The sequence below is a fragment of the Thioclava sp. JE_KL1 genome (genome assembly GCF_009296265.1).
Classification (GTDB): domain Bacteria; phylum Pseudomonadota; class Alphaproteobacteria; order Rhodobacterales; family Rhodobacteraceae; genus Thioclava.
The window spans coordinates 250,092-273,802 of sequence record NZ_WBJS01000005.1; the positions used below are offsets into that span (position 1 = coordinate 250,092).

General features: G+C 62.8%; 22 protein-coding genes. 13 read left to right on the forward strand and 9 right to left on the reverse strand.

Going from position 1 to position 23,711, the window contains the following annotated elements:
* Positions 1-83 precede the first annotated feature (83 nt).
* On the forward strand, positions 84-524 hold the full coding sequence (locus F8R15_RS11225; protein ID WP_152844622.1) for an NUDIX domain-containing protein: 441 nt from the start codon (positions 84-86) through the stop codon (positions 522-524).
* 55 nt (positions 525-579) lie between these two features.
* On the opposite strand, the gene F8R15_RS11230 is transcribed toward F8R15_RS11225, so the two are convergent.
* On the reverse strand, positions 580-1,890 hold the full coding sequence (locus F8R15_RS11230; protein ID WP_152844623.1) for a PP2C family protein-serine/threonine phosphatase: 1,311 nt from the start codon (positions 1,888-1,890) through the stop codon (positions 580-582).
* A gap of 150 nt (positions 1,891-2,040) precedes the next feature.
* Between F8R15_RS11230 and F8R15_RS11235 the strand changes: the two genes are divergently transcribed.
* A complete protein-coding gene (locus tag F8R15_RS11235) occupies positions 2,041-2,370 on the forward strand; it encodes a histidine kinase (RefSeq protein WP_078541587.1) in 330 nt (109 codons plus the stop codon).
* A 214-nt stretch (positions 2,371-2,584) separates the two neighbouring features.
* Here the strand turns inward: F8R15_RS11235 and ilvA are convergent, their stop codons facing one another.
* Both ilvA and F8R15_RS11245 read right to left on the reverse strand, forming a co-directional pair.
* Complete coding sequence (gene ilvA / locus F8R15_RS11240) at positions 2,585-3,832, reverse strand: threonine ammonia-lyase IlvA (RefSeq protein ID WP_152844624.1); 1,248 nt, start codon at positions 3,830-3,832, stop codon at positions 2,585-2,587.
* 38 nt (positions 3,833-3,870) lie between these two features.
* Positions 3,871-4,563 (reverse strand): hypothetical protein, encoded by a 693-nt coding sequence (locus tag F8R15_RS11245; RefSeq protein ID WP_152844625.1) that lies wholly within the window; start codon positions 4,561-4,563, stop codon positions 3,871-3,873.
* A gap of 335 nt (positions 4,564-4,898) precedes the next feature.
* Here F8R15_RS11245 and F8R15_RS11250 point away from each other — a divergent pair, with 335 nt between their 5' ends.
* The 3 genes from F8R15_RS11250 to mog all read left to right on the forward strand — a co-directional run bounded on the left by F8R15_RS11250 (position 4,899) and on the right by mog (position 7,882).
* Positions 4,899-6,014: a hypothetical protein gene (locus tag F8R15_RS11250; protein WP_152844626.1), complete on the forward strand. Its 1,116-nt coding sequence runs from the start codon at positions 4,899-4,901 to the stop codon at positions 6,012-6,014.
* Positions 6,015-6,119: 105 nt separating this feature from the next.
* The gene (locus F8R15_RS11255) at positions 6,120-7,349 is read left to right on the forward strand and encodes an argininosuccinate synthase (protein ID WP_078541592.1); all 1,230 of its coding nucleotides are present in this window, start codon (positions 6,120-6,122) and stop codon (positions 7,347-7,349) included.
* Entirely contained in the window at positions 7,346-7,882 is a 537-nt protein-coding gene (mog, locus tag F8R15_RS11260; protein WP_152844627.1) for a molybdopterin adenylyltransferase, read from the forward strand. Before F8R15_RS11255 ends, mog begins: the two co-directional genes overlap by 4 nt.
* 125 nt (positions 7,883-8,007) lie before the next feature.
* Here mog and ubiG read toward each other — a convergent pair whose 3' ends face one another.
* Positions 8,008-8,751, reverse strand: a complete 744-nt coding sequence (gene ubiG, locus F8R15_RS11265) for a bifunctional 2-polyprenyl-6-hydroxyphenol methylase/3-demethylubiquinol 3-O-methyltransferase UbiG (RefSeq protein WP_152844628.1) — start codon at positions 8,749-8,751, stop codon at positions 8,008-8,010.
* 67 nt (positions 8,752-8,818) lie between these two features.
* On the opposite strand from ubiG, the gene pip reads away from it, so the two are divergent.
* The 6 genes from pip (at position 8,819) to infB (ending at position 15,801) form a co-directional block, all read left to right on the forward strand.
* A complete protein-coding gene (pip, locus tag F8R15_RS11270) occupies positions 8,819-9,790 on the forward strand; it encodes a prolyl aminopeptidase (protein WP_152844629.1) in 972 nt (323 codons plus the stop codon).
* Positions 9,791-9,819: 29 nt separating this feature from the next.
* The gene (locus F8R15_RS11275) at positions 9,820-10,287 is read left to right on the forward strand and encodes a TspO/MBR family protein (protein WP_078550932.1); all 468 of its coding nucleotides are present in this window, start codon (positions 9,820-9,822) and stop codon (positions 10,285-10,287) included.
* Between the two features lie 139 nt (positions 10,288-10,426).
* Entirely contained in the window at positions 10,427-11,008 is a 582-nt protein-coding gene (rimP, locus tag F8R15_RS11280) for a ribosome maturation factor RimP (protein WP_078541597.1), read from the forward strand.
* A gap of 1 nt (position 11,009) precedes the next feature.
* A complete protein-coding gene (gene nusA / locus F8R15_RS11285) occupies positions 11,010-12,629 on the forward strand; it encodes a transcription termination factor NusA (RefSeq protein ID WP_078522235.1) in 1,620 nt (539 codons plus the stop codon).
* A 29-nt stretch (positions 12,630-12,658) separates the two neighbouring features.
* Positions 12,659-13,288 (forward strand): RNA-binding protein, encoded by a 630-nt coding sequence (locus F8R15_RS11290; protein ID WP_078522236.1) that lies wholly within the window; start codon positions 12,659-12,661, stop codon positions 13,286-13,288.
* Positions 13,285-15,801: a translation initiation factor IF-2 gene (gene infB / locus F8R15_RS11295; protein WP_152844630.1), complete on the forward strand. Its 2,517-nt coding sequence runs from the start codon at positions 13,285-13,287 to the stop codon at positions 15,799-15,801. The genes F8R15_RS11290 and infB overlap by 4 nt, the downstream gene beginning before the upstream one ends.
* 80 nt (positions 15,802-15,881) lie before the next feature.
* Here infB and F8R15_RS21930 read toward each other — a convergent pair whose 3' ends face one another.
* From F8R15_RS21930 to F8R15_RS11310, 4 genes are all read right to left on the reverse strand, one after another.
* A complete protein-coding gene (locus F8R15_RS21930) occupies positions 15,882-16,010 on the reverse strand; it encodes a hypothetical protein (RefSeq protein ID WP_256365680.1) in 129 nt (42 codons plus the stop codon).
* A 132-nt stretch (positions 16,011-16,142) separates the two neighbouring features.
* Positions 16,143-16,541: an 8-oxo-dGTP diphosphatase MutT gene (gene mutT / locus F8R15_RS11300; RefSeq protein WP_078522238.1), complete on the reverse strand. Its 399-nt coding sequence runs from the start codon at positions 16,539-16,541 to the stop codon at positions 16,143-16,145.
* The gene (argJ, locus tag F8R15_RS11305) at positions 16,538-17,917 is read right to left on the reverse strand and encodes a bifunctional glutamate N-acetyltransferase/amino-acid acetyltransferase ArgJ (RefSeq protein ID WP_152844631.1); all 1,380 of its coding nucleotides are present in this window, start codon (positions 17,915-17,917) and stop codon (positions 16,538-16,540) included. The genes mutT and argJ overlap by 4 nt, the downstream gene beginning before the upstream one ends.
* A gap of 20 nt (positions 17,918-17,937) precedes the next feature.
* Entirely contained in the window at positions 17,938-18,852 is a 915-nt protein-coding gene (locus tag F8R15_RS11310; protein WP_152844632.1) for a peptidylprolyl isomerase, read from the reverse strand.
* A 181-nt stretch (positions 18,853-19,033) separates the two neighbouring features.
* On the opposite strand from F8R15_RS11310, the gene secA reads away from it, so the two are divergent.
* Both secA and F8R15_RS11320 read left to right on the forward strand, forming a co-directional pair.
* Positions 19,034-21,745 carry a preprotein translocase subunit SecA gene (secA, locus tag F8R15_RS11315; RefSeq protein WP_152844633.1) on the forward strand — a complete coding sequence of 904 codons (2,712 nt, stop codon included), beginning with the start codon at positions 19,034-19,036 and terminating at the stop codon, positions 21,743-21,745.
* A 234-nt stretch (positions 21,746-21,979) separates the two neighbouring features.
* Positions 21,980-22,942, forward strand: coding sequence for a hypothetical protein (locus tag F8R15_RS11320; RefSeq protein WP_152844634.1), 963 nt, complete (start codon positions 21,980-21,982; stop codon positions 22,940-22,942).
* On the opposite strand, the gene radC is transcribed toward F8R15_RS11320, so the two are convergent.
* The gene (gene radC, locus F8R15_RS11325; RefSeq protein WP_152844635.1) at positions 22,933-23,694 is read right to left on the reverse strand and encodes a DNA repair protein RadC; all 762 of its coding nucleotides are present in this window, start codon (positions 23,692-23,694) and stop codon (positions 22,933-22,935) included. The genes F8R15_RS11320 and radC overlap by 10 nt on opposite strands.
* Positions 23,695-23,711: the final 17 nt, after the last annotated feature.

The following is a 23,711-nucleotide window of genomic DNA, read 5'->3' on the forward strand; positions in this document are numbered from 1 at the left end:
GCTCAGAGGGGTTTTCGGGCGGCGCGGAGCCTGCCATACAGCCCCAATATAGGCGCGGCAACCGCAGACCCAAGGGAGAGCACATGATCGCGAGGTTCGGAGAGCGGGTGAAATCCGGTCAGCAGTATCGTTTGCGCCCCGGTGCCTACGCGATCCTGATCCGCGACGGGCGAGTGCTGCTGACCCATCAGGCGCACCCCATACCGGAGTTTCAATTGCCCGGCGGCGGGATCGATCCGGGCGAGGGGCCGATCGAGGCGCTGCATCGCGAGGTCTTCGAGGAAACCGGCTGGGCGATTACGGGGCTGCGCCGCCTCGGGGCTTATCGGCGTTTCACCTATATGCCCGAATACGAATTCTGGGCGGAGAAACTCTGTTCCGTCTGGCTCGCGCGCCCGGTGCTGAAGCGCGGTCTGCCGCCAGAGCCGCACCACACGGCGCATTGGGCCGATCCCGAGGATGCGCTCGAACTGCTCGCGAATGAAGGCGAGCGCGCGTTTTTCGAACGGTTCATCCGTCGCTGAAAAGGCGCGGGCGGTTCGTTCGACTCAGATGTAGCTGAGCTGGTGCGTTCTCCTCTTAAGTCTCCCCGGGGGGATGGTCTCTGCTGTCTGACCCAAGCTCCGAACGTCGCTCGGTGCTGCCGGGGCCGTGAAATTCCAATACGCCAGCCGAGACATCGTCCCCGATTTCACCCTCCGCGAATGCCTCGGTCGCCCAATAGAGCGCATCCAGAAGCCCGGGGCCCGGCATCTGGGAAAACTTGCGAAGCATCCGGGCCAGCCGGGTCTGATCGATCATCTCGCCTCTGCGGTCGCTGGCTTCGGTAATCCCGTCCGAGACCAGCACCAGCCGGTCGCCCGGGGTCAGTTGAACCGTAAGCGTCTCGTATTCGGCGCCCTCGATCAGGCCGATGGGCAGCCCGCCCTCTCCGAAAAACTCGACCGTGCCGTTGCGCCGTTGCAGGACCGGGTAGGGGTGGCCCGCCTGAACCAATTCCGCCTTGCCGGTGCGCAGGTCGACATCGGCGTAGATAAGAGTGAAATAGCTCTCGGTGCTCATCTCACTCAGCACGAGATCGTTGAGGCGCTGCGCGAGCTCCGCTGGGCGTCGTCCGCGCAATTCGCCCTGTGCGTTGCGGTAAATCGCGAGGTTCTGGCTGGGGGTGGTGCCGGAGAAGTAGCCCGCGATCCGCGCCATCATCAGGGCCGAGGTGATCCCGTGCCCCGACACGTCGATGCCGTATAGGCCCACCCGGCGTTCATTGATTGGAAAGAACCCGACGAGGTCGCCGCCGACATGGCCCGCGGGCCGCAAGAGTAGCGAGACATCCGCCGCCTCGAACCGCGCGTGTCGTGTCCGCACGAGGCTTTGTTGCAGTTTCCGCGCCTCTTGCAGGTCGCGGTCGATCACCTCCTGTGCCTCGCGTAACAGGCGGTTCTTTTCGCTCAACTCCTCTTGCATGGTCAGGATGCGGGCTCCCGCGCTAAGTCGCGCCCGAAGCTCCGCTCCGTTGACCGGCTTCGACAGGAAATCATCGGCGCCGCTTTCCAAGCCGCGCGTGACGTCCGTCTTCTCGGCCTTGGAGGTCAGAAGGATGAAATACCCGTAGCTTCGCCGCGGTAAGCCTCGAAAAACGCGACAGAATTCAGGGCCACTCATGCCCGCCATCATCCAATCCGAGATCACGATGTCGTGCTCGCACTGAGCGCAGATCGCGATCGCCTCTTCTGCGCTTTCAGCCTCGCTCACTTGATAGCCGGAGCGGGACAGCTGCGCCGAGAGGATACGGCGTTGCATGCGGCTGTCGTCCACGACGAGAACGTGCCGCGCAGCGCCCGCCAGTGGTCGTCGGCCCGCATCTGCGGGGGCCTCTTGTCTTTGCACCATCTGCATCATCCGAAACCTCTGCCCTCACGAAACCGCAAACTCCCTAAGATTCGGTGAAAACCAGTCCGGATCAGACGTTAAGAAAATCGAAAGGGTGCGGCGCTACGGTCAGTCTCGGGTGGAGTCGGATCGAGTGGCCTGGAGGGCGTGATGATTGATTGGGAACGGGTGCAGGAGTTGCGCTCGGAAATTGGCGCCGATGGCTTTGCCGAGGTCGTGGACCTTTTTCTCGACGAGGTCGAGGCCGTGGTGATGGGGCTTGGCGGACGTCCCGACCGGGTCGAAGAGGATTTGCACTTCTTGAAAGGGTCTGCCTGGAATCTCGGGTTCCGCGATTTCGGCGGCGCCTGTCAGCAGGGAGAACGAATGGCCGCCGCCGGACGCGCCGTGGAGGTCGATCTGAGCGCGATCCGCGAGACCTATAGTCTGTCCAAGACGCAGTTCATGGGGCGGCTATCGGAGTTCACTCCGGCGGCATAATGCGAGGTGCTGAGCAGATTGAGCTGCGCCGAGCACAGTTCGCACGCAGTCGCACCCATTGGGCGCGGTAGCGGCCAAACTTTGGTTAACTGGCGTGCCTATCGCGGGCCGTGAGCGCAGGAGTTGAGGATGTAGAAAAGGTTCAACATTGTAAAATCGGTGAAGGTCCAGAGAGTTTCGTCCGTCAGGCGGCCGCTTTATCGAATTGAAGGCCTCAGATAAGAAACTCGGCCAAGGTTTCGTCTTCGGTGATGTCGCGCCAGACGAAGCCCTCGGCGTCGAGCTTCGCGAAGAGCTCTGTGAAGTTCTCGGCGCGTTTCGTTTCGATCCCGATCAGGACCGAGCCGAAGTTCCGCGCCGATTTCTTCAGATACTCGAAGCGTGCGATGTCGTCGTCAGGGCCAAGCATCTGGAGGAAATCCTTCAGGGCGCCGGGGCGTTGCGGTAGGCGGAGGATGAAGTACTTCTTCAGACCCGAATAGCGCTGGGCACGTTCGCGCACCTCTGGCAGACGTTCGAAGTCGAAATTGCCGCCCGAAGTCACGCAGACCACGCGCTTGCCGCGGATCGTCTCGGCCAGTTCGGGCAGGATGTCGACAGACATCGCGCCGGCGGGTTCCAGCACGACGCCCTCGACGTTCAGCATCTCAAGCATCGTGATGCAGATGCGATCTTCCGGTGCGAGATGAACTTGCTCGGGCGTGACCCAGCCCAACTCCGCGAAGGGGCGCGCGCCGATCCGGGCCACAGCGGCTCCATCGACGAAACTGTTCACCTGCGAGATCGTCACGGGCTCATGGGCTTTGACCGCAGCGGTGAGGCTCGCGCCGCCCAAAGGCTCGACGAAGCGAAATTCCGTGTCGGGGGCGGTCGCGCGCAGATAACCGGTGACGCCCGCGGCCAAGCCGCCGCCGCCCACGGGCAAGATGACCATATCCGGCGCGCCGCCCAACTGGTCGAGGATCTCCACCCCGACCGACGCCTGCCCCTCGATCACATCCGCATCGTCGAAAGGCGCGAGGAAATGCGCCCCGGCCTCGCGGCAAAACTCCTGCGCCGACGCCAGCGTGTCGTCGAAATAATCGCCGGTGAGAACGATCTCGACCGCATCGCCGCCAAAGGTCTTGGTCTTGTCGATCTTCTGTTGCGGCGTGGTCACCGGCATGAAGATCGTCCCCTTCACCCCGAAATGCCGACAGGCGAAGGCCACGCCCTGCGCGTGGTTCCCGGCGCTCGCGCAGACGAAATGCGCCGCAGACGGATCGCGCTCGCGCAATTTGCGCATCGCGGTGAAGGCGCCGCGGATTTTGTAGGAGCGCACCGGCGTCAGGTCCTCGCGCTTGAGCCAGACCTCGGCGTCGAAACGTTTCGACAGATGGGCATTGAGTTGCAGCGGCGTGGGCTCGAAGAGCGCACGCAGCGCGCGGGTGGCGGCTTGGGCGGAAAGGGCGAACTCACTCATACCGCCAGATGTGACGCGCGCCGCCCGCTTTGGCAAGCTCAGACGAGGGCGCGTTGCTCGACAAAATGACCGTAGAGCGTCGTTAGGATCGACAGCAGCAGCATCACGGTGGGCACAGCGAAAAGCAGCTTGAGCGCGACCACGACCATATCATCCGCGAGGTCATGTGGCGCCTGTATCGAAAGCATGCTCACCGCAACGAAAGGGAGTACCACGAGAAATGCCAGCAGAGTGAGCAAAGCGAAGCCACGCCAGTGGCCGCGAGTCGCGCGCCAACTGTCGCGGATCGTGGCGCCGCCGATCGCGGCCCCGGGCAGGGATACTCCGAGACGGAGCATGAAGGCATACAGGGCAATGAAGAACGCCAGCCCCACCACGGCAAGTAGAACGGCTTCAGCGGTCTGGTTCGGAATGATTTCCTGCGCCGCGAGGGCGAAAAGAAAGACAATCGCGGCTCCCAGAACCATCATCGCCATGGCACAGAGCGTGATCACTATGCCACGCCAGAAATAGCTCACGTCGCGGCGCAGATGAAGCCGCGGCAGCCAGCCGACGCGCTCGCCGAGAAGGATGAACCTGTGCCAGTTCACTGCGGCGATGATCATCGGGATCGGCAGGATGAACGTGTTGAAAACCAACATGAACAGTGATTTTTCGAAACTCTGGTGTTGCGATGCTCCGGCCTGCATCACGCTCTCGATAAGCCACTGCTGCCCGATGATCATGATCAAGAGAAGAACCGCCGAGATCCGAAGGGTCTGCCGCCAATTTCCAAAGACCTGCCGGAACGAGTGTCCGAAAACCCCCAATACATTCATTACTTTGCCCCCAAAGAATGTCATTTAACAATTCACCGTTGGGGCTCGATCTCACCGCAGTCAAAGCACGTTCGGCGCGCCTTGGTTGAATTCTCCGTGTGATCGAGGTGGAAAAGAGCGAGTCACCGCTGGTTCACCTTCGCTTTGAGCGAAGCCTTGCGCATTTTGCAAAGGCTGCCGCTTTTTTGCCCACTTTCGACGCTAATCGTGCTGAAACTGTGTTGCGAGCAACAAAAGAGGAGGGCCGCATGCGCCTGAGAAAAACTTCGATTGTCGCCCTTGTCGCGGCGAGCTTCGTCGTCGCCCCGGTGGCGACAAGCCATTTCACCGGCGCGGATGCCGCATTTGCCAAGAACGGCAACGGTGGCGGTAATGGCGGTGGAAACGGCGGTGGAAACGGTGGCGGCAACGGCGGCGGAAATAGTGGCGGCAATGGCGGAGGCAAAAGCAACGCAGGCGGCAATTCCGGCGCGGCGGGCAAATCCGCATCGGCCGGGCGTGCAACGAGCCCCGGAAATTCCGGCAAGGCTGCTGCGCATGGCGGCGGCCCCGCGAAATTCCTCGACGATCTGTTCTCGGGTAAGCGGCAGGCGAAATCGCAGCATACGACCCGCTCCACTGTGAAAACGGCGTCGCGCGGCACCACCGCGACGAAGACGCGCTCGACCACCCCAACCAAATATGCGGTCAACGAGTCGCCGCGCCCGAACGGCAAGCCGAGCTTGAGCGAGGATGAGCTGCGCAATCACGGCGCACTGGCCTCCGAGCTGAAGGGTCTGAACGCGGCCCATGCAAGCGCAACCGCGCTCGCCAACGCCTCGCCTAACAGTCAGGTGGGCCGGATCGCGACCTATCGCGACTCTGTCGTCGGGGCGGCGCAAGCAGAAGAAGATCTCGCGACCGCGCAGCAGACCCTCTCGGATCTCGAGGCGCAGGATGTTCCCACGCCGGAAGAAGTTCAGGCTCAAATCGACGATCTCGATCCCGAGGCAGAGGACTACCAGAGCCAGCTCGACACGCTCGAAGCCCAAAAGCAGGCGGCGGAGACCTATCCGACGGATCTCGCGACTGCTCAGGATCAGGTCACCGAGCTTGAGAAACAGGTCGCGGAAGCCGATCAGATGCAGGCGGACGCGCTTCTTGCCGCATCCAACGGGCGCGATCTTTCGCCCGAGGCCAAAGCCTATCTGCACGAACTGCTCGACCTGCCGCCGCCGGAAACGGCAACGGAAGACCAGCCTGCGGATGGCGATGTGGCGACCGGCGACGGCACGACGGGCGACGGGACCACGGTTGATGGCGATCTCGCCTCGAGCGGGGACACCACGACCGATCCGCTCGTGGACCCGTCCACCGAGAGCTGATCTCGCGCAGAGCACATTCGAAAGGGCCGTCCTTCGGGGCGGCCCTTGTTCATTGGAAAAAAAGCTTCTATTCCGTCGCGGAACAAGAAAACCGGGAGATGCCGCATGTCCGCGCCCAAGAAAGTCGTGCTTGCCTATTCGGGCGGCCTCGATACCTCGATCATCCTGAAATGGCTGCAGACCGAATACGGTTGCGAGGTCATCACCTATACCGCCGATCTCGGCCAAGGCGAGGAGCTCGAGCCGGCGCGCAAGAAAGCCGAGATGCTCGGCATCAAGCCGGAGAATATCCATATTCTCGACGCGCGCGAGGAATTCGTCCGCGATTTCGTCTTCCCGATGTTCCGCGCCAATGCGGTCTATGAAGGGCTCTATCTGCTGGGCACCTCGATCGCGCGGCCGCTGATCTCGAAGCACCTCGTCGAGATCGCGCATAAGCATGGCGCCGATGCGGTGGCGCATGGTGCGACCGGCAAGGGCAACGATCAGGTCCGCTTCGAATTGTCGGCCTATGCGCTCGACCCGTCGATCAAGGTGATCGCGCCTTGGCGGGAATGGGACCTGTCCTCGCGCACCAAGCTCTTGGAATTCGCCGAGGCGAACCAGATCCCGATCGCCAAGGACAAGCGCGGCGAAGCGCCGTTCTCGGTCGATGCGAACCTTCTGCACACCTCTTCCGAGGGCAAGGTTCTGGAAGACCCGGCCGACATGGCGCCCGATTACGTCTACCAGCGCACCGACGATCCGATCACGCAGGCTCCGAACGAGCCGGAATTCATCGAGATCGGTTTCGAGAAGGGCGACGCGGTGTCGATCAATGGCGAGGCGATGAGCCCGGCGACGATCCTCACCAAGCTCAACGAATACGGCAAGACCCATGGCATCGGCCGTCTCGATTTCGTCGAGAACCGTTTCGTCGGCATGAAGTCGCGCGGCGTCTACGAGACCCCCGGCGGCACGATCCTGCTGGAAGCGCACCGTGGCATCGAGCAGATCACGCTCGATAGCGGCGCGGGCCACCTGAAGGATTCGATCATGCCGCGCTATGCCGAGCTGATTTATAACGGCTTCTGGTTCTCGCCCGAGCGCGAGGCGCTGCAGGCGCTGATCGACAAGACGCAGGAATATGTCACCGGCACGGTGAAGCTGATGCTCTTCAAGGGCGCGGCCCGGACCGTGGCGCGCTGGTCGGAGTACTCGCTCTATTCCGAGGCCCATGTGACCTTCGAGGAAGACGCAGGCGCCTACGATCAGAAAGACGCGGCGGGCTTCATCCAGCTCAACGCGCTGCGCCTGAAGCTGATCGCGACCCGCAACGCGCGAGTGAAGAAATGAGCTTTTCGCAGCCCAAGGCCGCCATCGTCACCGTCTCCGACCGCGCCTCGCGCGGCGAATACGAAGACAAGGGCGGTCCGGGCTGCGAGGACTATCTGCGCGGCGTGGTCACCTCGCCGCTGGAGATCGAGCGTCACATCATCCCCGATGGGCGCGAGTCGGTCGCCGCGAAACTCCGCGAACTGGTCGCGGCCGAAGCCGATCTGATCCTGATCACCGGCGGCACCGGCCCCGCGCCGCGCGACGAGACGCCCGAAGGCTGCTTCGACGTGATCGAGAAGGAACTTGCGGGCTTCGGCGAAGAAATGCGCCGTGCGAGCCTGCTCGAAGTGCCGACCGCCATCCTGTCGCGCCAGTCGGCGGGGATCGCGGGCAATTCGCTGATCATCATGGTGCCGGGCAAACCCTCGGCCATCGCGACCTGCCTCGATGCGGTTTTCGCCGCCGTGCCCTATTGCCTCGACCTGATCGGCGCGGGCTATATCGAGACCGATCCGGCCCGGATCAAAGCCTTCCGTCCGAAGAAAAAGTAAGAGGGGGCGCCGCCCCCGTCTCTTTCAGAGACTCCCCGGGATATTTGACCCAAGGCGAAAATCGCCTCTCTTCGTGTTGGCTGAAATATCCCGGGGTGAATGCCGAAGGCAGAGGGGCAGCGCCCCTACCGCTTCACTGCTGCGATGGCGTAGTTCACCGAAAGATCGCGCTCCGAGAGCGACCAGGTCCACGCCAGCGGATTGAACACCATGCCGCGGCGATCGACCGGGTCGAGCCCCGCGTTGCGCGACAGCTCGTAAAGCTCGTCGGGCGTGACGAATTTCGACCATTCATGCGTGCCCACGGGCAGCCAGCGCATCACCCGCTCGGCCCCGATGATCGCGACCATGTAGCTTTTCGGATTGCGGTTCAGCGTAGAGCAGATCATCAGCCCGCCCGGTTTCATCAGGCTCTGGATCGTGTTCACGAAGCCCTGCGGGTCGGAGACGTGCTCGATGATCTCCAGCGCGAGGACGACATCGAATTGCTCGCCGTTCGTGGCCAGATCTTCCGCCGCGCAATGGCGGTAATCGATCTCGAGCCCCGACTGTTCGGCGTGCAGCCGCGCAACGGGGATATTCCCTTCCGCCGCATCCGCGCCCACGACCGTGGCGCCAAGTCGCGCCATCGGCTCGGACAGAAGCCCGCCGCCGCAGCCGATATCCAAGAGGCGCAGCCCCTCGAACGGGCGCGGCGCTTTCAGGTCGCGGCCGAACTGCGTGGCGATCTGCGTGGTGATGTAGTCGAGCCGGCAGGGGTTGAGCATATGCAGCGGTTTGAACTTGCCGTTCGGGTCCCACCATTCGGCGGCCATCGCCTCGAATTTGGCGACTTCGGACGGGTCGATGCTGTTTGCCGGATCTGCCATTGCTCTCCTCGCATTGATTTTAGGGCAGCCCATGGCGGGCGCGCCTTTTGCTCTATATAGTCCGGATATGGACAGAACTGCAGGGCAAAAGCGCGCATCGGGCGCCCATCTTTATCCGCCGATCGAGCCCTTCGATCAGCGCCGGATCGACGTGGGCGATGGCCATGTTCTTTACGTCGAACAATCGGGTCATCCCGAGGGCCAGCCGGTCGTGGTTTGCCATGGCGGGCCGGGGGGCGGCTGTTCACCCACGATGCGGCGATTCTTCGATCCGCAGCATTACCGGGTCATCTTGTTCGATCAGCGCGGCTGCGGTCTCTCGCGCCCGCATGCCAGCGTCGCGGATAACACGACCTGGCATCTGATCGCGGATATGGAGCAGATCCGCCGGACGCTCGGCATCGACAGCTGGATGGTCTTCGGTGGTAGCTGGGGGGCGACGCTGGCGCTGCTTTACGCGCAGGCGCATCCCGACCGGGCGACGAATCTGATTCTTCGGGGCGTCTTCCTTGCGACGCAGGCCGAGCTCAACTGGTTCTACGGCGGCGGCGCAGGGAATTTCTATCCCGACCTCTGGGCGAATTTCCGGCGTCCGATTCCGGAAGACGAACAGCACGATCTGATCGGGGCCTATCACAAGCGGCTGTTCTCGGGCGACTACATGGCCGAGGCGCGCTATGCGCGGCACTGGGCGATGTGGGAAAACGCGCTGGCTTCGGTGCGCTATGACGGCCCGCCGGGCGAGGCCTCGCCCGATTACGCGCGTGCCTTCGCGCGGCTCGAGAACCACTATTTCCAGAATGCGGCCTTCCTCGAAGTGGACGGTCAGATCCTGCGCGACCGTCACAGGATCGAGCATATTCCGACGACCATCGTGCAGGGGCGGCTCGACATGATCTGCCCGCCGACCTCGGCCTATCGGCTGGCGCAGGGCTGGGCGATGGCGAAGCTGCAGCTGGTGCCAATGGCGGGGCATGCGCTTTCCGAACCGGGCATCACCGCCGGGCTTGTCCGCGCGATGGATGAGCTTAGATCCTGATCTAGCGAAAGATTTCGATCGGGGCCGCCATGACGCTTACCTATTTCCTGCTGTTTCTCGTGGCCTCCGCGGCCGCCGCTGCGACGGGCATCATCTTCAAGCCGGGCGAATGGTATGTCGGGTTGAAGAAGCCCGGCTTCACGCCGCCCAACTGGGTCTTCCCGGTTGCCTGGACCTATCTCTACGTCTCGGTCGCCTATGCCGCGGCGCGCATCGCCCCCGAGGCGGGCAGCCAGATCGCGCTCGCTCTCTTCGCGGTGCAGATCGCGCTGAACACGCTCTGGACGCCGGTCTTCTTCGGGGCGCATCGGCTGTGGCTCGGGCTTTTGGTCCTGATCTGCCTCTGGGTCGCCGTCGCGGCGATGATGCTGGCCTTCCTGCAGCTCGATATGTTGGCCGGATTGCTGGTTTTTCCCTATCTCGTTTGGCTGACATTGGCGGGCGCGCTGAACTTCCGCGTTTGGCGCGACAATCCGCGGGCGGGGGCCCAAACCTGATTCCACTTGCGGAATCTGCAATACAGGACTATATCGCCATCAACAGCGGCGCGCCGGGGTCCAAACCTGACGCCCACCGGAAACGTGTGACGGGCCGCAACGGCCCGTTTTTTGTTTTTGTAGGATCGGAAAGAGAGACATGACCGACCTGATCGCCAAGACCGCCATCGACCGGCGTCTGGCCGAGATCGTGACCCCCGTGATCGAGGGGCTTGGCTTCGAGCTCGTGCGGCTGCGGCTGCAGGGCGGCAAGACGGCCACGCTTCAGATCATGGCAGACCGCCCCAATGGCGGGATCATCGTGGACGATTGCGCCGCGATCTCGACCGCCGTGTCCGCGGCTCTCGATGTGGAAGACCCGATCGAGGACAAATATACGCTGGAAGTGTCGTCGCCCGGGATCGACCGGCCGCTGACGCGCTTTAAGGATTTCGACATCTGGGAAGGCTACGAGGCGAAGATCGAGACCTCCGAGCAGATCGACGGACGCAAGCGCTTCAAGGGTATCCTGCGCGGCACCGAAGGCTCGGAAATCCTGATCGAGTTGGACGAGAACGGCGAAGACGTCGTGATCGGCCTCCAGTTCGACTGGCTCGCGGATGCGAAGCTGGTGCTGACCGATGAGCTGATCGACGAGATGCTGCGCCAGAAGAAGGCGACCGAAGGCGTCGACGAAGCTGAATTTGACGAGATTGACGATTCCCCCGAGGAGGAGAACTGAGATGGCCATCACGGCAGCCAACCAGCTTGAGCTTCTGCAGACCGCCGAGGCGGTGGCGCGCGAAAAGATGATCGACCCGGATCTGGTGATCCAGGCGATGGAGGAGAGCCTCGCGCGCGCAGCGAAGTCGCGTTACGGCGCGGAGATGGACATCCGTGTCTCGATCGATCGCAAGACCGGCAAGGCGACCTTCACCCGCGTCCGCACCGTCGTCGAAGACGAGGAGCTGGAGAACTATCAAGCCGAGCTGACCGTCGAGCAGGCGAAGCAGTATCTCGACAACCCCTCGGTCGGCGATCAGATCGTCGACGAGGTGCCGCCGGTCGATCTGGGCCGTATCGCCGCGCAATCGGCCAAGCAGGTCATCCTGCAGAAGGTCCGCGAAGCAGAGCGTGATCGCCAGTACGAAGAGTTCAAGGACCGCGTGGGCACGATCATCAACGGCATCGTCAAGCGTGAGGAATACGGCAACATCATCGTCGATGTGGGCCGTGGCGAAGCGATTCTGCGCCGCAACGAGAAGATCGGCCGCGAGAGCTATCGCCCGAACGACCGCATCCGTGCCTATGTGAAAGACGTGCGCCGCGAGACCCGTGGCCCGCAGATCTTCCTCAGCCGCACCGCGCCGGAATTCATGGCCGAGCTGTTCAAGATGGAAGTGCCGGAAATCTACGACGGCATCATCGAGATCAAGGCCGTGGCCCGCGATCCCGGTTCGCGCGCGAAGATCGGCGTCATCTCCTATGACAACTCGATCGACCCGGTCGGCGCCTGTGTCGGTATGCGCGGCTCGCGCGTGCAGGCCGTCGTCGGCGAGCTTCAGGGCGAGAAGATCGACATCATCCCGTGGAACGAAGATCAGGCGACCTTCCTCGTGAACGCGCTGCAGCCGGCCGAAGTGTCGAAAGTGGTGATCGACGAGGAAGCGCAGAAGATCGAAGTCGTGGTCCCGGACGAGCAACTGTCGCTCGCCATCGGCCGTCGCGGTCAGAACGTGCGTCTGGCTTCGCAGCTGACCGGTCTCGACATCGACATCCTGACCGAAGCCGAGGAATCGGCGCGCCGTCAGGCCGAGTTCGCCGAGCGCACCAAGCTGTTTGTCGACGCGCTGGACCTCGACGAGTTCTTCGCGCAGCTCCTCGTGGCCGAGGGCTTTACCTCGCTCGAGGAAGTGGCCTATGTCGACATGGACGAGCTGCTGTCGATCGAAGGCGTGGACGAGGACACCGCAGGCGAACTGCAGGCCCGTGCCCGCGACGTGATCGAAGAGCAGAACCGCAAGGCGCTGGAAGCGGCGAAGGAGATGGGCGTCGAGCAGTCGCTGTTCGACTTCGAAGGCCTGACCCCGCAGATGATCGAGGCGCTCGCGAAAGACGATGTCAAGACGCTGGAAGATTTCGCGACCTGCGCCGACTGGGAACTGGCCGGTGGCTGGACCACGGTCGACGGTCAGCGCGTGAAGGATGACGGTCTGCTCGAGAAATTCGACGTGAGCCTCGAAGAGGCGCAGAACCTGATCATGACCGCGCGTATTCAGCTGGGCTGGGTCGACCCGTCCGAGCTGGAAAGCGACGCGGAAGACGAAGGCGAAGAGGAAACCGAGGAGGAGGCCGAGGCGTAAGCCTCGGTCCCGACCGGAGAGGAGCTTAGATGAGTCGCGGCGGAAAGCCGAAAACCAACGACGACCCCGAACGGCGCTGCATCGTCACCGGCGATGTTCAGCCGAAGGCGGGGCTTGTCCGCTTCGTGCTCGGACCCGATGGGATGATCTACCCGGACGTGGCAGGCAAACTGCCCGGCCGCGGCATCTGGGTCACCTCCGAACGCAGCGTCATCGAGACGGCGATGAAAAAGGGATTGTTTGCTCGCGCAGCGAAGCAGGCAGCCAAAACCCCAGAAAATCTGGTGGAATTGGTGGAACTGGCCCTTGCCTCTCGCGTTGTGGAGCTTATTTCTCTGGAGCGGAAGGCCGGCAAAGCGGTTGTCGGCTTCGAAAAGGTCAAGGGCTGGCTGGCCGAGGGGCGCGCGAAAGTGCTGCTACAGGCAAGCGACGGCTCGGACAGGGGCAAGGGCAAGCTGTGGACGCCCGAAGGCGGGCGCTGGTTCGGCTGCCTCACCTCTCAGGAATTGGGTTTGGCATTCGGCCGCGATCGTGCGATACACGGCGCGCTTGCAGCCGGTGGCCTCACCCGGCGCGTAATTGAAGACGCATCGAGGCTTGCGGGCGTACGCAAGCAGGACGGCGGCAAGACCGCCATGAAGGATACGAAGACGGCATGAGCGATACGGACGGCAAAAAGACTCTCGGACTGGGCGGCGGGCGCCCCGGGCAGGTGAAGCAAAGCTTCTCGCACGGGCGCACCAAGAACGTCGTGGTCGAGACGAAAGGCAAGAAGCGGGTGCTGAACAAACCGGCGGCAGGCGCTGGTAAGGGAGGGGGTAACAAAACTTCCCTTGGCGATCCGTCGAAGCGCCCCGCCGGGATTTCCGACGCCGAGATGGAGCGTCGCCTGAAGGCGCTTCAGGCCGCGAAGGCGCGTGAGGTCGAAGAGGCCGCCGCCCGCGAGGCCGAGGAAAAAGCCCGCGAAGAAGAACGTGAGCGTCGTCGCGCCGAGGCTGAGGCCAAGGAGCGCGAGGAGCGTGAACGCGAAGCGGCCCTGAAAGCCAAGGCTGAAGAGGACGAGCGCAAGAAGCGCGAGGCCGAACTTCGCGACAAGAAGAAAGAAGAGATCCGCAAGGGCGGACCGAAGAAGGACACTCCGGTCGATCAGGCTGCCGTGGAGGTTGCTGCCGCCCGCGCCGAGACCAAGGGTGTTTCCGCTTCGGGTCCGCGCAAGACGGATCGTGAGCGTGACACGCGCAACGATCGCAACAACAAGGGCAATGACCGCGGCAACCGTCGTTCGGGCAAGCTCTCGCTGAGCGATGCGCTCTCGGGTGGCGAAGGCCGCCAGCGCTCGCTTGCTGCGATGAAGCGCAAGCAGGAGAAGGCCCGTCAGAAGGCGATGGGCGGCTCGCAGCGTGCTGAAAAGCAGTCGCGTGAAGTGCAGCTTCCCGAGACGATCATCGTGTCGGAACTCGCCAACCGTATGGCAGAGCGCGCGGCCGACGTGGTCAAAACGCTCATGAAGATGGGCATGATGGTCACCGCGAACCAGACGCTCGACGCCGATACCGCGGAACTCGTGATCGAGGAATTCGGTCACCGGTCCGTGCGCGTCTCCGATGCGGATGTCGAACAGGTCATCGATCAGGTCGACGACAAGGAAGAAGATCTTCAGCCGCGCCCGCCGATCGTCACGATCATGGGCCACGTCGACCACGGCAAGACCTCGCTGCTCGACGCGATCCGCAAGGCGAACGTCGTCTCCGGCGAAGCTGGCGGGATCACGCAGCATATCGGCGCCTATCAGGTGCAGACCGAGAGTGGCGCGACCCTGTCCTTCCTGGACACGCCCGGCCACGCGGCCTTTACCTCGATGCGTGCCCGCGGTGCCAATGTCACCGATATCGTGGTGCTCGTGGTGGCGGCCGATGACTCGGTGATGCCGCAGACGATCGAAGCGATCAATCACTCGAAGGCCGCTGGCGTTCCGATGATCGTTGCGATCAACAAATGCGACAAGCCCGATGCGGATGCCCAGAAGGTCCGCACCCAGCTTCTGCAGCACGAAGTCGTCGTCGAAGAGATGTCGGGTGACGTGCAGGACGTCGAAGTGTCGGCCAAGACCGGCAAGGGTCTCGATCAGCTGCTCGAAGCCATCGCGCTTCAGGCCGAACTGCTCGAACTCAAGGCGAACCCCGATCGCGCCGCGCAAGGTGCGGTGATCGAGGCCAAGCTCGACGTGGGCCGTGGCCCGGTCGCGACGGTTCTGGTGCAGAACGGCACGCTGCGCAAAGGCGACATCTTCGTCGTCGGCGAGCAGTGGGGTAAGGTCCGCGCGCTGATCAACGACAAGGGCGACCGCGTCGATGAGGCCGGTCCGTCGGTTCCGGTCGAGGTGCTCGGCATCAACGGCACGCCCGAGGCTGGCGACGTTCTCAACGTCGTCGAGACCGAGGCGCAGGCCCGCGAGATCGCCGAATACCGCGAGCACGCCGCTAAGGATAAGCGCGCCGCTGCCGGTGCCGCGACGACGCTGGAACAGCTGATGGCGAAAGCCAAGGCCGACGAAAGCGTCACCGAACTGCCCGTGCTGGTGAAGGCCGACGTGCAGGGCTCGGCGGAAGCGATCGTTCAGGCGCTCGAGAAGGTCGGCAACGAAGAGGTGCGCGTGCGCGTGCTGCATTCGGGCGTCGGTGCAATCACCGAATCCGACATCACGCTGGCCGAGGCGTCCAACGCGCCGGTCATCGGCTTCAACGTTCGTGCCAATGCGCCTGCGCGCAACGCCGCGAACCAGAAGGGCGTCGAGATCCGCTACTACTCGATCATCTACGATCTGGTGGACGACATCAAAGCTGCCGCTTCGGGCCTCCTGTCGGCCGAGATCCGCGAGCACTTCATCGGCTACGCCGAGATCAAGGAAGTGTTCAAGGTCACCGGCGTCGGCAAGGTCGCGGGTTGTATCGTCACCGAGGGCGTGGCCCGTCGTTCGGCTGGCGTCCGCCTGCTGCGCGACAACGTGGTGATCCACGAAGGTACGCTGAAGACGCTCAAGCGCTTCAAGGACGAGGTCAAGGAAGTGCCCTCCGGTCAGGAATGCGGCATGGCTTTCGAGAGATACGACGATATCCGCCCTGGCGATGTCATTGAGATCTTCGAGCGCGAAGAGGTCGAGCGGACGCTCTGATCCTTCGGGACCGAGTTACGAATATAGAAACGGGGGCCTTCGGGCCCCCGTTTTGCATCTGTGGCTGTCATCCGGCTGCGTCAGCGATTGACGGGACGCCCGGCAAAGAGCGCATCGCCGACACGCACGAGGATGCGCCCGCAATCCAGCGTCCGTTCGTAAACTCCCTGAACGAAGACGCTGCTGCCGATCTGAATGGTTCTGAGCATGAGGTTCCTCCCTTGAGCGCTCATTAGACGCGCAAGGCGTTAAGGAACGGCAAATGGAAACGGGGATCCCTCCGTGTTAGACGCGAGAGGTGGGAAAAAAGATCACAAAGGTTAACCGCGCAGTAACCCCGATCAGAGCCAATCGCGCAGGATCGGGATCAGGGGGATATCCGCGGGCGGCATCTCGTAGTCGCGCAGGTCCCGCGCCCGCGCCCAGGCGAGGGTCTGCCCCTCTTGCGGGCTGACGATCCCCTCCCACTTACGGCAGGCGAACAGCGGCATCAGCAGGTGGAAGTCGTCATAGGCGTGGCTGGCGAAGGTCAGCGGCGCGAGGCAGCTTTGGTGGGTCTGGATGCCCAGTTCCTCGTCCAGCTCGCGGATCAACGCGGCCTCGGGCGTCTCGCCTGCCTCGACCTTGCCGCCGGGAAATTCCCACAGACCTGCCATCGACTTGCCCTCGGGGCGCTGTGCCAGAAGCACGCGCCCGTCAGCGTCGATCAGGGCGACGGCGGATACCAGAACCATCTTCACGAACGATAATCCGCGTTAATGTCGATGTAGCGGTGGGTCAGATCGCAGGTCCAGACTGATTTCGAGGCGCGACCAAGCCCGAGATCGACGCCGATCACGAGTTCATCATTCTTCATATAGGCGCTCGCGGCCTCTTCGGAGTAATCCGGCACGCGCCAGCCTTTCTCGGCCACGACCATGTCGCCGAAGGAAATCTTCAGCTTGTCGCGATCGGCCTCGGCCCCGGACTTGCCGACAGCAGCCACCACGCGGCCCCAATTCGCGTCCTCTCCCGCAATCGCGGTCTTCACCAACGGCGAATTCGCAATCGACATCGCGATCTTATGGGCATCCTCGTTCGAGCGGGCCCGCGTCACGCGGATCTCGACGAACTTGGTAGCCCCTTCGCCATCTTTGACCACCTGATGGGCTAGATCCATCATCACCTCGCGCAGCCCGGCCTCGAACGCCTTCGCGGGCTCTGAGCGCAGATCGGCGATCTCGGCGGCGTCGGATTTCCCGGTCGCCGCGACGATCAGCGCATCCGAGGTCGAGGTGTCGCTGTCCACGGTGATCGCGTTGAACGTGTCATCGACCTGCCGAGACAGCATCTTCTGCAGCCGCGCCGGCGTAATCTTCGCATCGGTGAAGATATAGACCAGCATCGTCGCCATATTCGGCGCGATCATCCCCGAGCCCTTCGCGATCCCGGCGATCTTGATTTTGCCACCCTCGCCCTGAACCTCGGCAAAGGCGCCTTTGGGATAGGTGTCGGTCGTCATGATCGCGCGCGCAGCATCCTCGATCCCGGCAGGGGAGAGGCGCTGCGTCAGGCCGTCGATCACGGCGACGATCTTGTCATGGGGAAGCGGCTCGCCAATGACCCCGGTGGAGGAAGAGAACACCCGGCTGATCGGCATGTCGAGCGCCTGAGCCACCGCACCGGTCACCTTGTCGACGCTCTCCTGACCGCTTTTCCCAGTGAAGGCGTTGGCGTTGCCGGAGTTGACGATGATCGCGGCGCCCGTCTCGGCAGGCGCGCGCATCGCGAGCTTTTCCTGACAATCGAGAACGCAGGCCGCGCGGGTGGAAGAGGTGGTGAAAACGCCCGCGATCGACGCACCCGGCGCGATCCGCGCGAGCATCACATCGGTCCGTCCGGCATATTTGACCCCCGCCGCGGCGGAGGCGAATTCGACCCCCGCGATTTCCGGAAGATCGGGAAATTTCGCGGGGGCGAGCGGCGAAATCGTCACCGATTTCGCCTTGGTTTGCGCCGCAGAAGCGGCAGGGGCGGGCGCGGCGGAAAGGTCGGACTTCAACGCCTTAACCTTGGCGCGGAGCTTCTTGACCTTGGCCTTCAGCTCCTTTGTGTCCTTCAACTTTTTCTTCGCCATCGCGCCCGCCTTTTGATCGATCAGTTGCTACCCAAGATGGACTGATCTTTCAGAACGCTCGGATCAATCCCGTCGGTCATCTTGTCGATTTTGGCTTCGCCCACAACAGCCTTTACGCGTTTTTGGACAGCCTCTTGGCGAATATCGCCTTCGAGCTTCTTGCGCACATCGGCCAGTTTCGGCGCGTCGACCATCTTCGTGCCGAGCAGCTTCACGACATGCCAGCCGTACTGGGTCTGGATCGGACCGGCGACTTCGCCGTCCTTCATGCCTGCGACCTCATCCGCGAAGGGCTTGACCATCGCGTCGAGCTTGAACCAGCCCAGATCGCCGCCGTTCGCCGCAGCACCGTCGGTCGAGTTCTTCTTCGCCAGTTCTGCGAAGTCGGCGCCGTTATCGATCTCTTTCTTGATCTTCTCGGCCTCTTCCTTGGTTTTCACGATGATATGGGCCGCGTGATATTCCTTGGTCGGCTCGGCCTTGGCGTATTTCGCGTCATAGGCTTTCTGCACGGCCTCGTCGGTCACGGCCTTGTCAGCGGTGTAGTTGAGCATCGCACCCGAAAGATACGCGCGCTTCTGCACTTCGAGAGCGATCTTGTCGCGCTGGGTGATGCGCTTTTCTTCCAGCTGGGCAAGCGCGGTCTGCTGAATCAGCTGCTCAAGGACGCCTTGGAACAGCTTGTCATCGGGCAGCTGTTGGTATTGCGCGGGCAGGCCGTCGCGTACCGTTTGCATCATGCCCAGCGTGATATCCTGACCGTTCACGGTGGCAACCACGGTGTCGGCGCTCAGGTCGGTGCGCGGCTTGGCGACGGTTTCCGATTTCGCGGCATCCGCAGCGGCGGCAGGCGCTTTCGCGTCATCGGCCTGTGCGATCCCGGCAGTCATTGCGCAGATCGCGACGCTCGCGAACAGTTTCGTCAGATTCGGCATCCTTGCCACTTCCTTTCTGCCGCGTCTCTAGGCGGCGTTGACAGTCTGGCAGCCGCCCCTTACATCGCCTAGGGCCTGTAAGAGCCATTTCGGCCTTGTTTCGCTAGCTCTTCTAGGCAAGCAAACCCTATGCGACAAGGCACAGGGAATAACGATCTGGTCAGCTACCCTCGGAGATTACATGCTCGGCATCGGAACACTCGCGAAGAAGGTCTTCGGCACGTCGAATGATCGTAAGGTGAAATCGGTGCGCCCGCTGGTGGCCAAGATCAACGCGCTGGAGGAGCAGTTCGCAGCCCTCTCCGACGAACAGATCATCGAAAAGACGCGCGAGTTTCAGCGTCGCGTGCAGGAAGAGGGCGAAAGCCTCGACAAGATCCTGCCCGAAGCTTTCGCCAACTGTCGCGAAGCCGCGAAGCGTGCACTCGGCCTGCGGGCCTTCGACGTGCAGCTCGTCGGCGGCATCTTCCTCCATCAGGGCAATATCGCCGAGATGAAGACGGGCGAAGGGAAAACCCTCGTCGCGACCTTCCCGGCCTATCTGAATGCGCTCGCGGGCAAGGGCGTGCATGTCGTCACCGTGAACGACTACCTCGCGCGGCGTGACGCGGAATGGATGAGCAAGGTCTATGGCGCGCTGGGTCTGACCACCGGCGTCGTCGTGCCCTTCCAGGCCGAGCCGGAGAAGAAACAGGCCTACGCCGCCGACATCACCTATTCGACGAATAACGAGCTTGGCTTCGATTATCTGCGCGACAACATGAAGACGTCGGTCGACCAGATGATGCAGCGCGGCCATTTCTACGCGATCATCGACGAGGTCGACTCGATCCTGATCGACGAGGCGCGCACGCCGCTGATCATTTCGGGTCCGTCCGACGACCGCTCGGAGCTGTATATCACGCTCGACAAGTTCATCCCGAGCCTGAGCGAAGAGCATTATACCATCGACGAGAAGGCCCGCACCGCGACCTTCACCGAAGAGGGCAACGACTTCCTCGAAAACATCCTCCTCGAGGGGGGCGTTCTGCCCGAAGGCCAGTCGCTCTACGATCCGGAAAGCACGACCATCGTGCACCACGTGAACCAGGCCCTGCGCGCCCACAAGCTGTTCTTCAAGGATCAGAACTACGTCGTGCAATCGGGCGAGGTCGTGCTGATCGACGAATTCACCGGCCGCATGATGAAGGGCCGCCGCCTCTCGGAAGGTCTGCATCAGGCGATCGAAGCCAAGGAAGGCGTCGAGATTCAGCCAGAGAACGTGACGCTGGCCTCTGTCACCTTCCAGAACTACTTCCGCCTCTACGACAAGCTCGGCGGCATGACCGGCACCGCGGCCACCGAGGCCGAAGAATTCGCCGAGATCTACTCGCTCGGCGTGGTCGAAATCCCGACCAACCGCCCGATCGCGCGGAAAGACGAACACGACCGTGTCTATCGCACCGCGCAGGAGAAATACGACGCCGTCGTCGAGGCTATCAAGAAGGCCAACGAGAAGGGTCAGCCGATGCTCGTCGGCACCACCTCGATCGAGAAGTCTGAGATGCTCTCGGACATGCTCAAGAAGGCCGGCATCAAGCACAACGTCCTGAACGCCCGCCAGCACGAGCAGGAAGCGACCATCGTCGCCGAAGCCGGTCGTCTGGGCGCGGTGACCATCGCGACCAACATGGCAGGCCGCGGGACCGACATTCAGCTTGGCGGCAATGTCGAGATGCGCGTGCAGGACGAACTCGCGGCGAATCCCGATGCGGATCCCGAAGAGGTCCGCAAACGGATCGACGCGGCGACCGCCGAGGAAAAGGCGAAAGTTCTGGAAGCGGGCGGCCTGTTCGTTCTCGCGACCGAGCGCCACGAAAGCCGCCGCATCGACAACCAGCTGCGCGGCCGTTCGGGCCGTCAGGGCGACCCGGGCCGCTCGCTGTTCTTCCTCTCGCTGGAAGACGACCTGATGCGGATCTTCGGCTCCGACAAGCTCGATTCGGTCCTCTCCAAGCTGGGCATGAAAGAGGGCGAGGCGATCGTCCACCCGTGGGTGAACAAGTCGCTCGAGCGCGCGCAGGCGAAGGTCGAGGGCCGCAACTTCGACATCCGTAAGCAGCTTCTGAAATTCGATGATGTGATGAACGACCAGCGGAAAGCGGTCTTCTCGCAGCGTCGCGAAATCATGGAAACCGAAGAGGTCGGCGAGATCACCCGCGACATGCGCGTGCAGGTGATCGAGGACCTCGTGGACCGCTTCATGCCGCCGAAATCCTATGCCGATCAATGGGATGTCGAAGGCATGCACCAAGAGGTGATCGAACAGCTGAACCTCGACGTGCCGCTCGCGGAATGGGCCGAGGAAGAGGGCGTCGATCAAGAAGTCGTCACCGAGCGACTCGAGGAAGCGACCGATACGCTTATGGCCGAGAAGGCCGAGGCTTTCGGCGCCGACACGATGCAGATGATCGAAAAGCAGGTCCTGCTGCAGATCATCGATGCGAAATGGCGCGAGCATCTGGTCACGCTCGACCAGCTGCGCCAGACCATCGGCTTCCGCGGCTATGCGCAGCGCGATCCGCTGTCGGAATTCAAGACCGAAGGCTTCCAGCTGTTCGAGATCATGCTCGACAGCCTGCGCTCGGACGTGACCCAGCAGCTGGCCCGTATCCGTCCGCTCACCGAAGAAGAGCAGGCGCAGATGATGCAGGCGCAACAGCAGCAGCCCGCACCGACCGAAGCGTCGGCGGAAGCCCCGACCGAGGCGATGCCCGAGGTCGAGGTGGTGGGCGAGCCGCTTCCGGGATTCGACGAGACGAATCCGGCAACTTGGGGCGAGCCGTCGCGCAACGATCCTTGCCCCTGCGGGTCGGGCAAGAAGTTCAAGCATTGCCACGGGCAATTGGTTTGACACAACTCTGACGCGAATGTGGCAAAGTTGAGGCGGCTTCGGCCGCCTTTTCCATATCTTGTTGGAGTCATTGACTCTCTTGGCAGGTTCACCCCACGCGCCAGCCGCGTGATAGGCGCGATTTCCCAATTCGCGCCGCAGCTTCGCCGCTTTCGGACATTAGGAATTGCTTAACCAGTTTTCTAAGACAGACCCCAGTTCGAGGCGGCGATGCGCACCATTCGCAAAATATCCATGATCGGAGCGACGTTCCTGCTCGCCGCCGCGACCGGTCATGTGATGCAAAGCGTGGGTCCACGTCCGCAACTCGGTGCGTCTTTGGTGGCAAGCTCGGTCAGCCGCGAGACTTGGAGAAATCGGGTCGAGCCGCGGGAGGAACCGCGCGTTCAGCTCATTTCGAAAACCGTACTTCGCAACCCTCCCGTCTATCATTTCGCGACGGATTCCGGCGTCGGCATCGTGCCTGCGACGGTGCGCACATCGGGCGACCGGTTCACCTCTTCGCTTCCGCAACCGATGCCGTTGAAGACAGGCGCTGCCGATTGCGGGCACGCCGTTCTGTCGGTCACCCCCGCAGGCGATGGGCTCACCAAGTTGGAGCTGAGCGCGCCGTGCCACCCCGATACGAAACTGACGATCCGCGATGCGTCGCTCTCGATCGCCGGGCAGACCGACAAAGCGGGGGCTTTCTCGGCTATCCTGCCTTTGCTCGCGCCGACGACGTCGCTGGAAGTCACCACCGGTGGATCGACGATCGCGCAGGTGGAGGCCGCGGCGTCGGGGCTCGATAAGATCAACCGCGCGATCTGGGTGACCGATGGACAAAGCCCGTTGCATCTGAACGCCTATGAGAACGGCGCGCAGTTCGACGATGCAGGCCATCTCGACGTGACAAAGCCGCGCACGCCGGACACCTCGCTGGGCGGCTATATGCAAAGCTTCACCTCCGCAGATGGCAAACGCATCGAAATCTACACTGCACCCAAGACGCTTACCGCGCTCAAGCTGCAACTCGAGGCGACGCTGTCCTCCGAAGATTGCGGCAAACCGGTCGGCGGTCGGCTGATGCGGATGCATGGCACCGGGACTGCAGCGATGCCGATCACGCTCGATCTGCCCGCTTGCCCCTCCGATGGCGGCGCTGTGGTTCTTCCGCTTGACGGGTTCGAGTCCCAGAGCCTGACCGCTCAGAAGTAACCCTCCGACCGCAGGCTGATCTCGCAGTCCTTACCGAGGATCAGGTGATCGTGCAGCACGATGCCGAAGAGCTTCGCCGCCTCGTCGATCTGCCGTGTGAGGGCGATATCCGCCTCCGACGGGGTCGGGTCGCCCGAGGGGTGGTTGTGTACCAGAATCAGCGCTGAGGCATTGGCCTCCAGCGCGCGCTTCATCACCTCGCGCGGATAGACCGGCACGTGGTCGACCGTGCCGCGGCCCTGTTCCTCATCCGCAATCAGCGCGTTCTTCCGGTCCAGTAGCAGCAGGCGAAACTGCTCCGTCTCGGCATGGGACATCGCCATGTGACAGTAATCGACGAGCGCCTGCCAAGAGCTGAGCACCGGGCGATGCATCACCTTCGAGCGTGCGAGCCTTTGCGCCGAGGCCTCCACCAGCTTCAACTCGATCACCACGGCCTCGCCCACGCCGGTCACTTGGCGCAGGCGGTGAGGCGGGGCAGAGACCACCCGCCCGAAATCGCCGAAGGTTTCGATCAGGCGGCGGGCGAGGGGTTTGACGTCCTGCCGGGGGATCGCGCGAAACAGCACCAGTTCGAGCAGTTCGTAATCGGGCAGGGCCTGCGCGCCGCCTTCCATGAACCGCGTGCGCAGCCGTTGCCGATGGTCGAACAGATAGGACGGCTTGGACGCGCCCGGCGGCGGACGGATCGCGGTGCCGCCGTTGAACAACGGCAGCGGAGGCTCCTGCATATGATGGGGTATCTGGTCCATGAAACAGACCATGAACG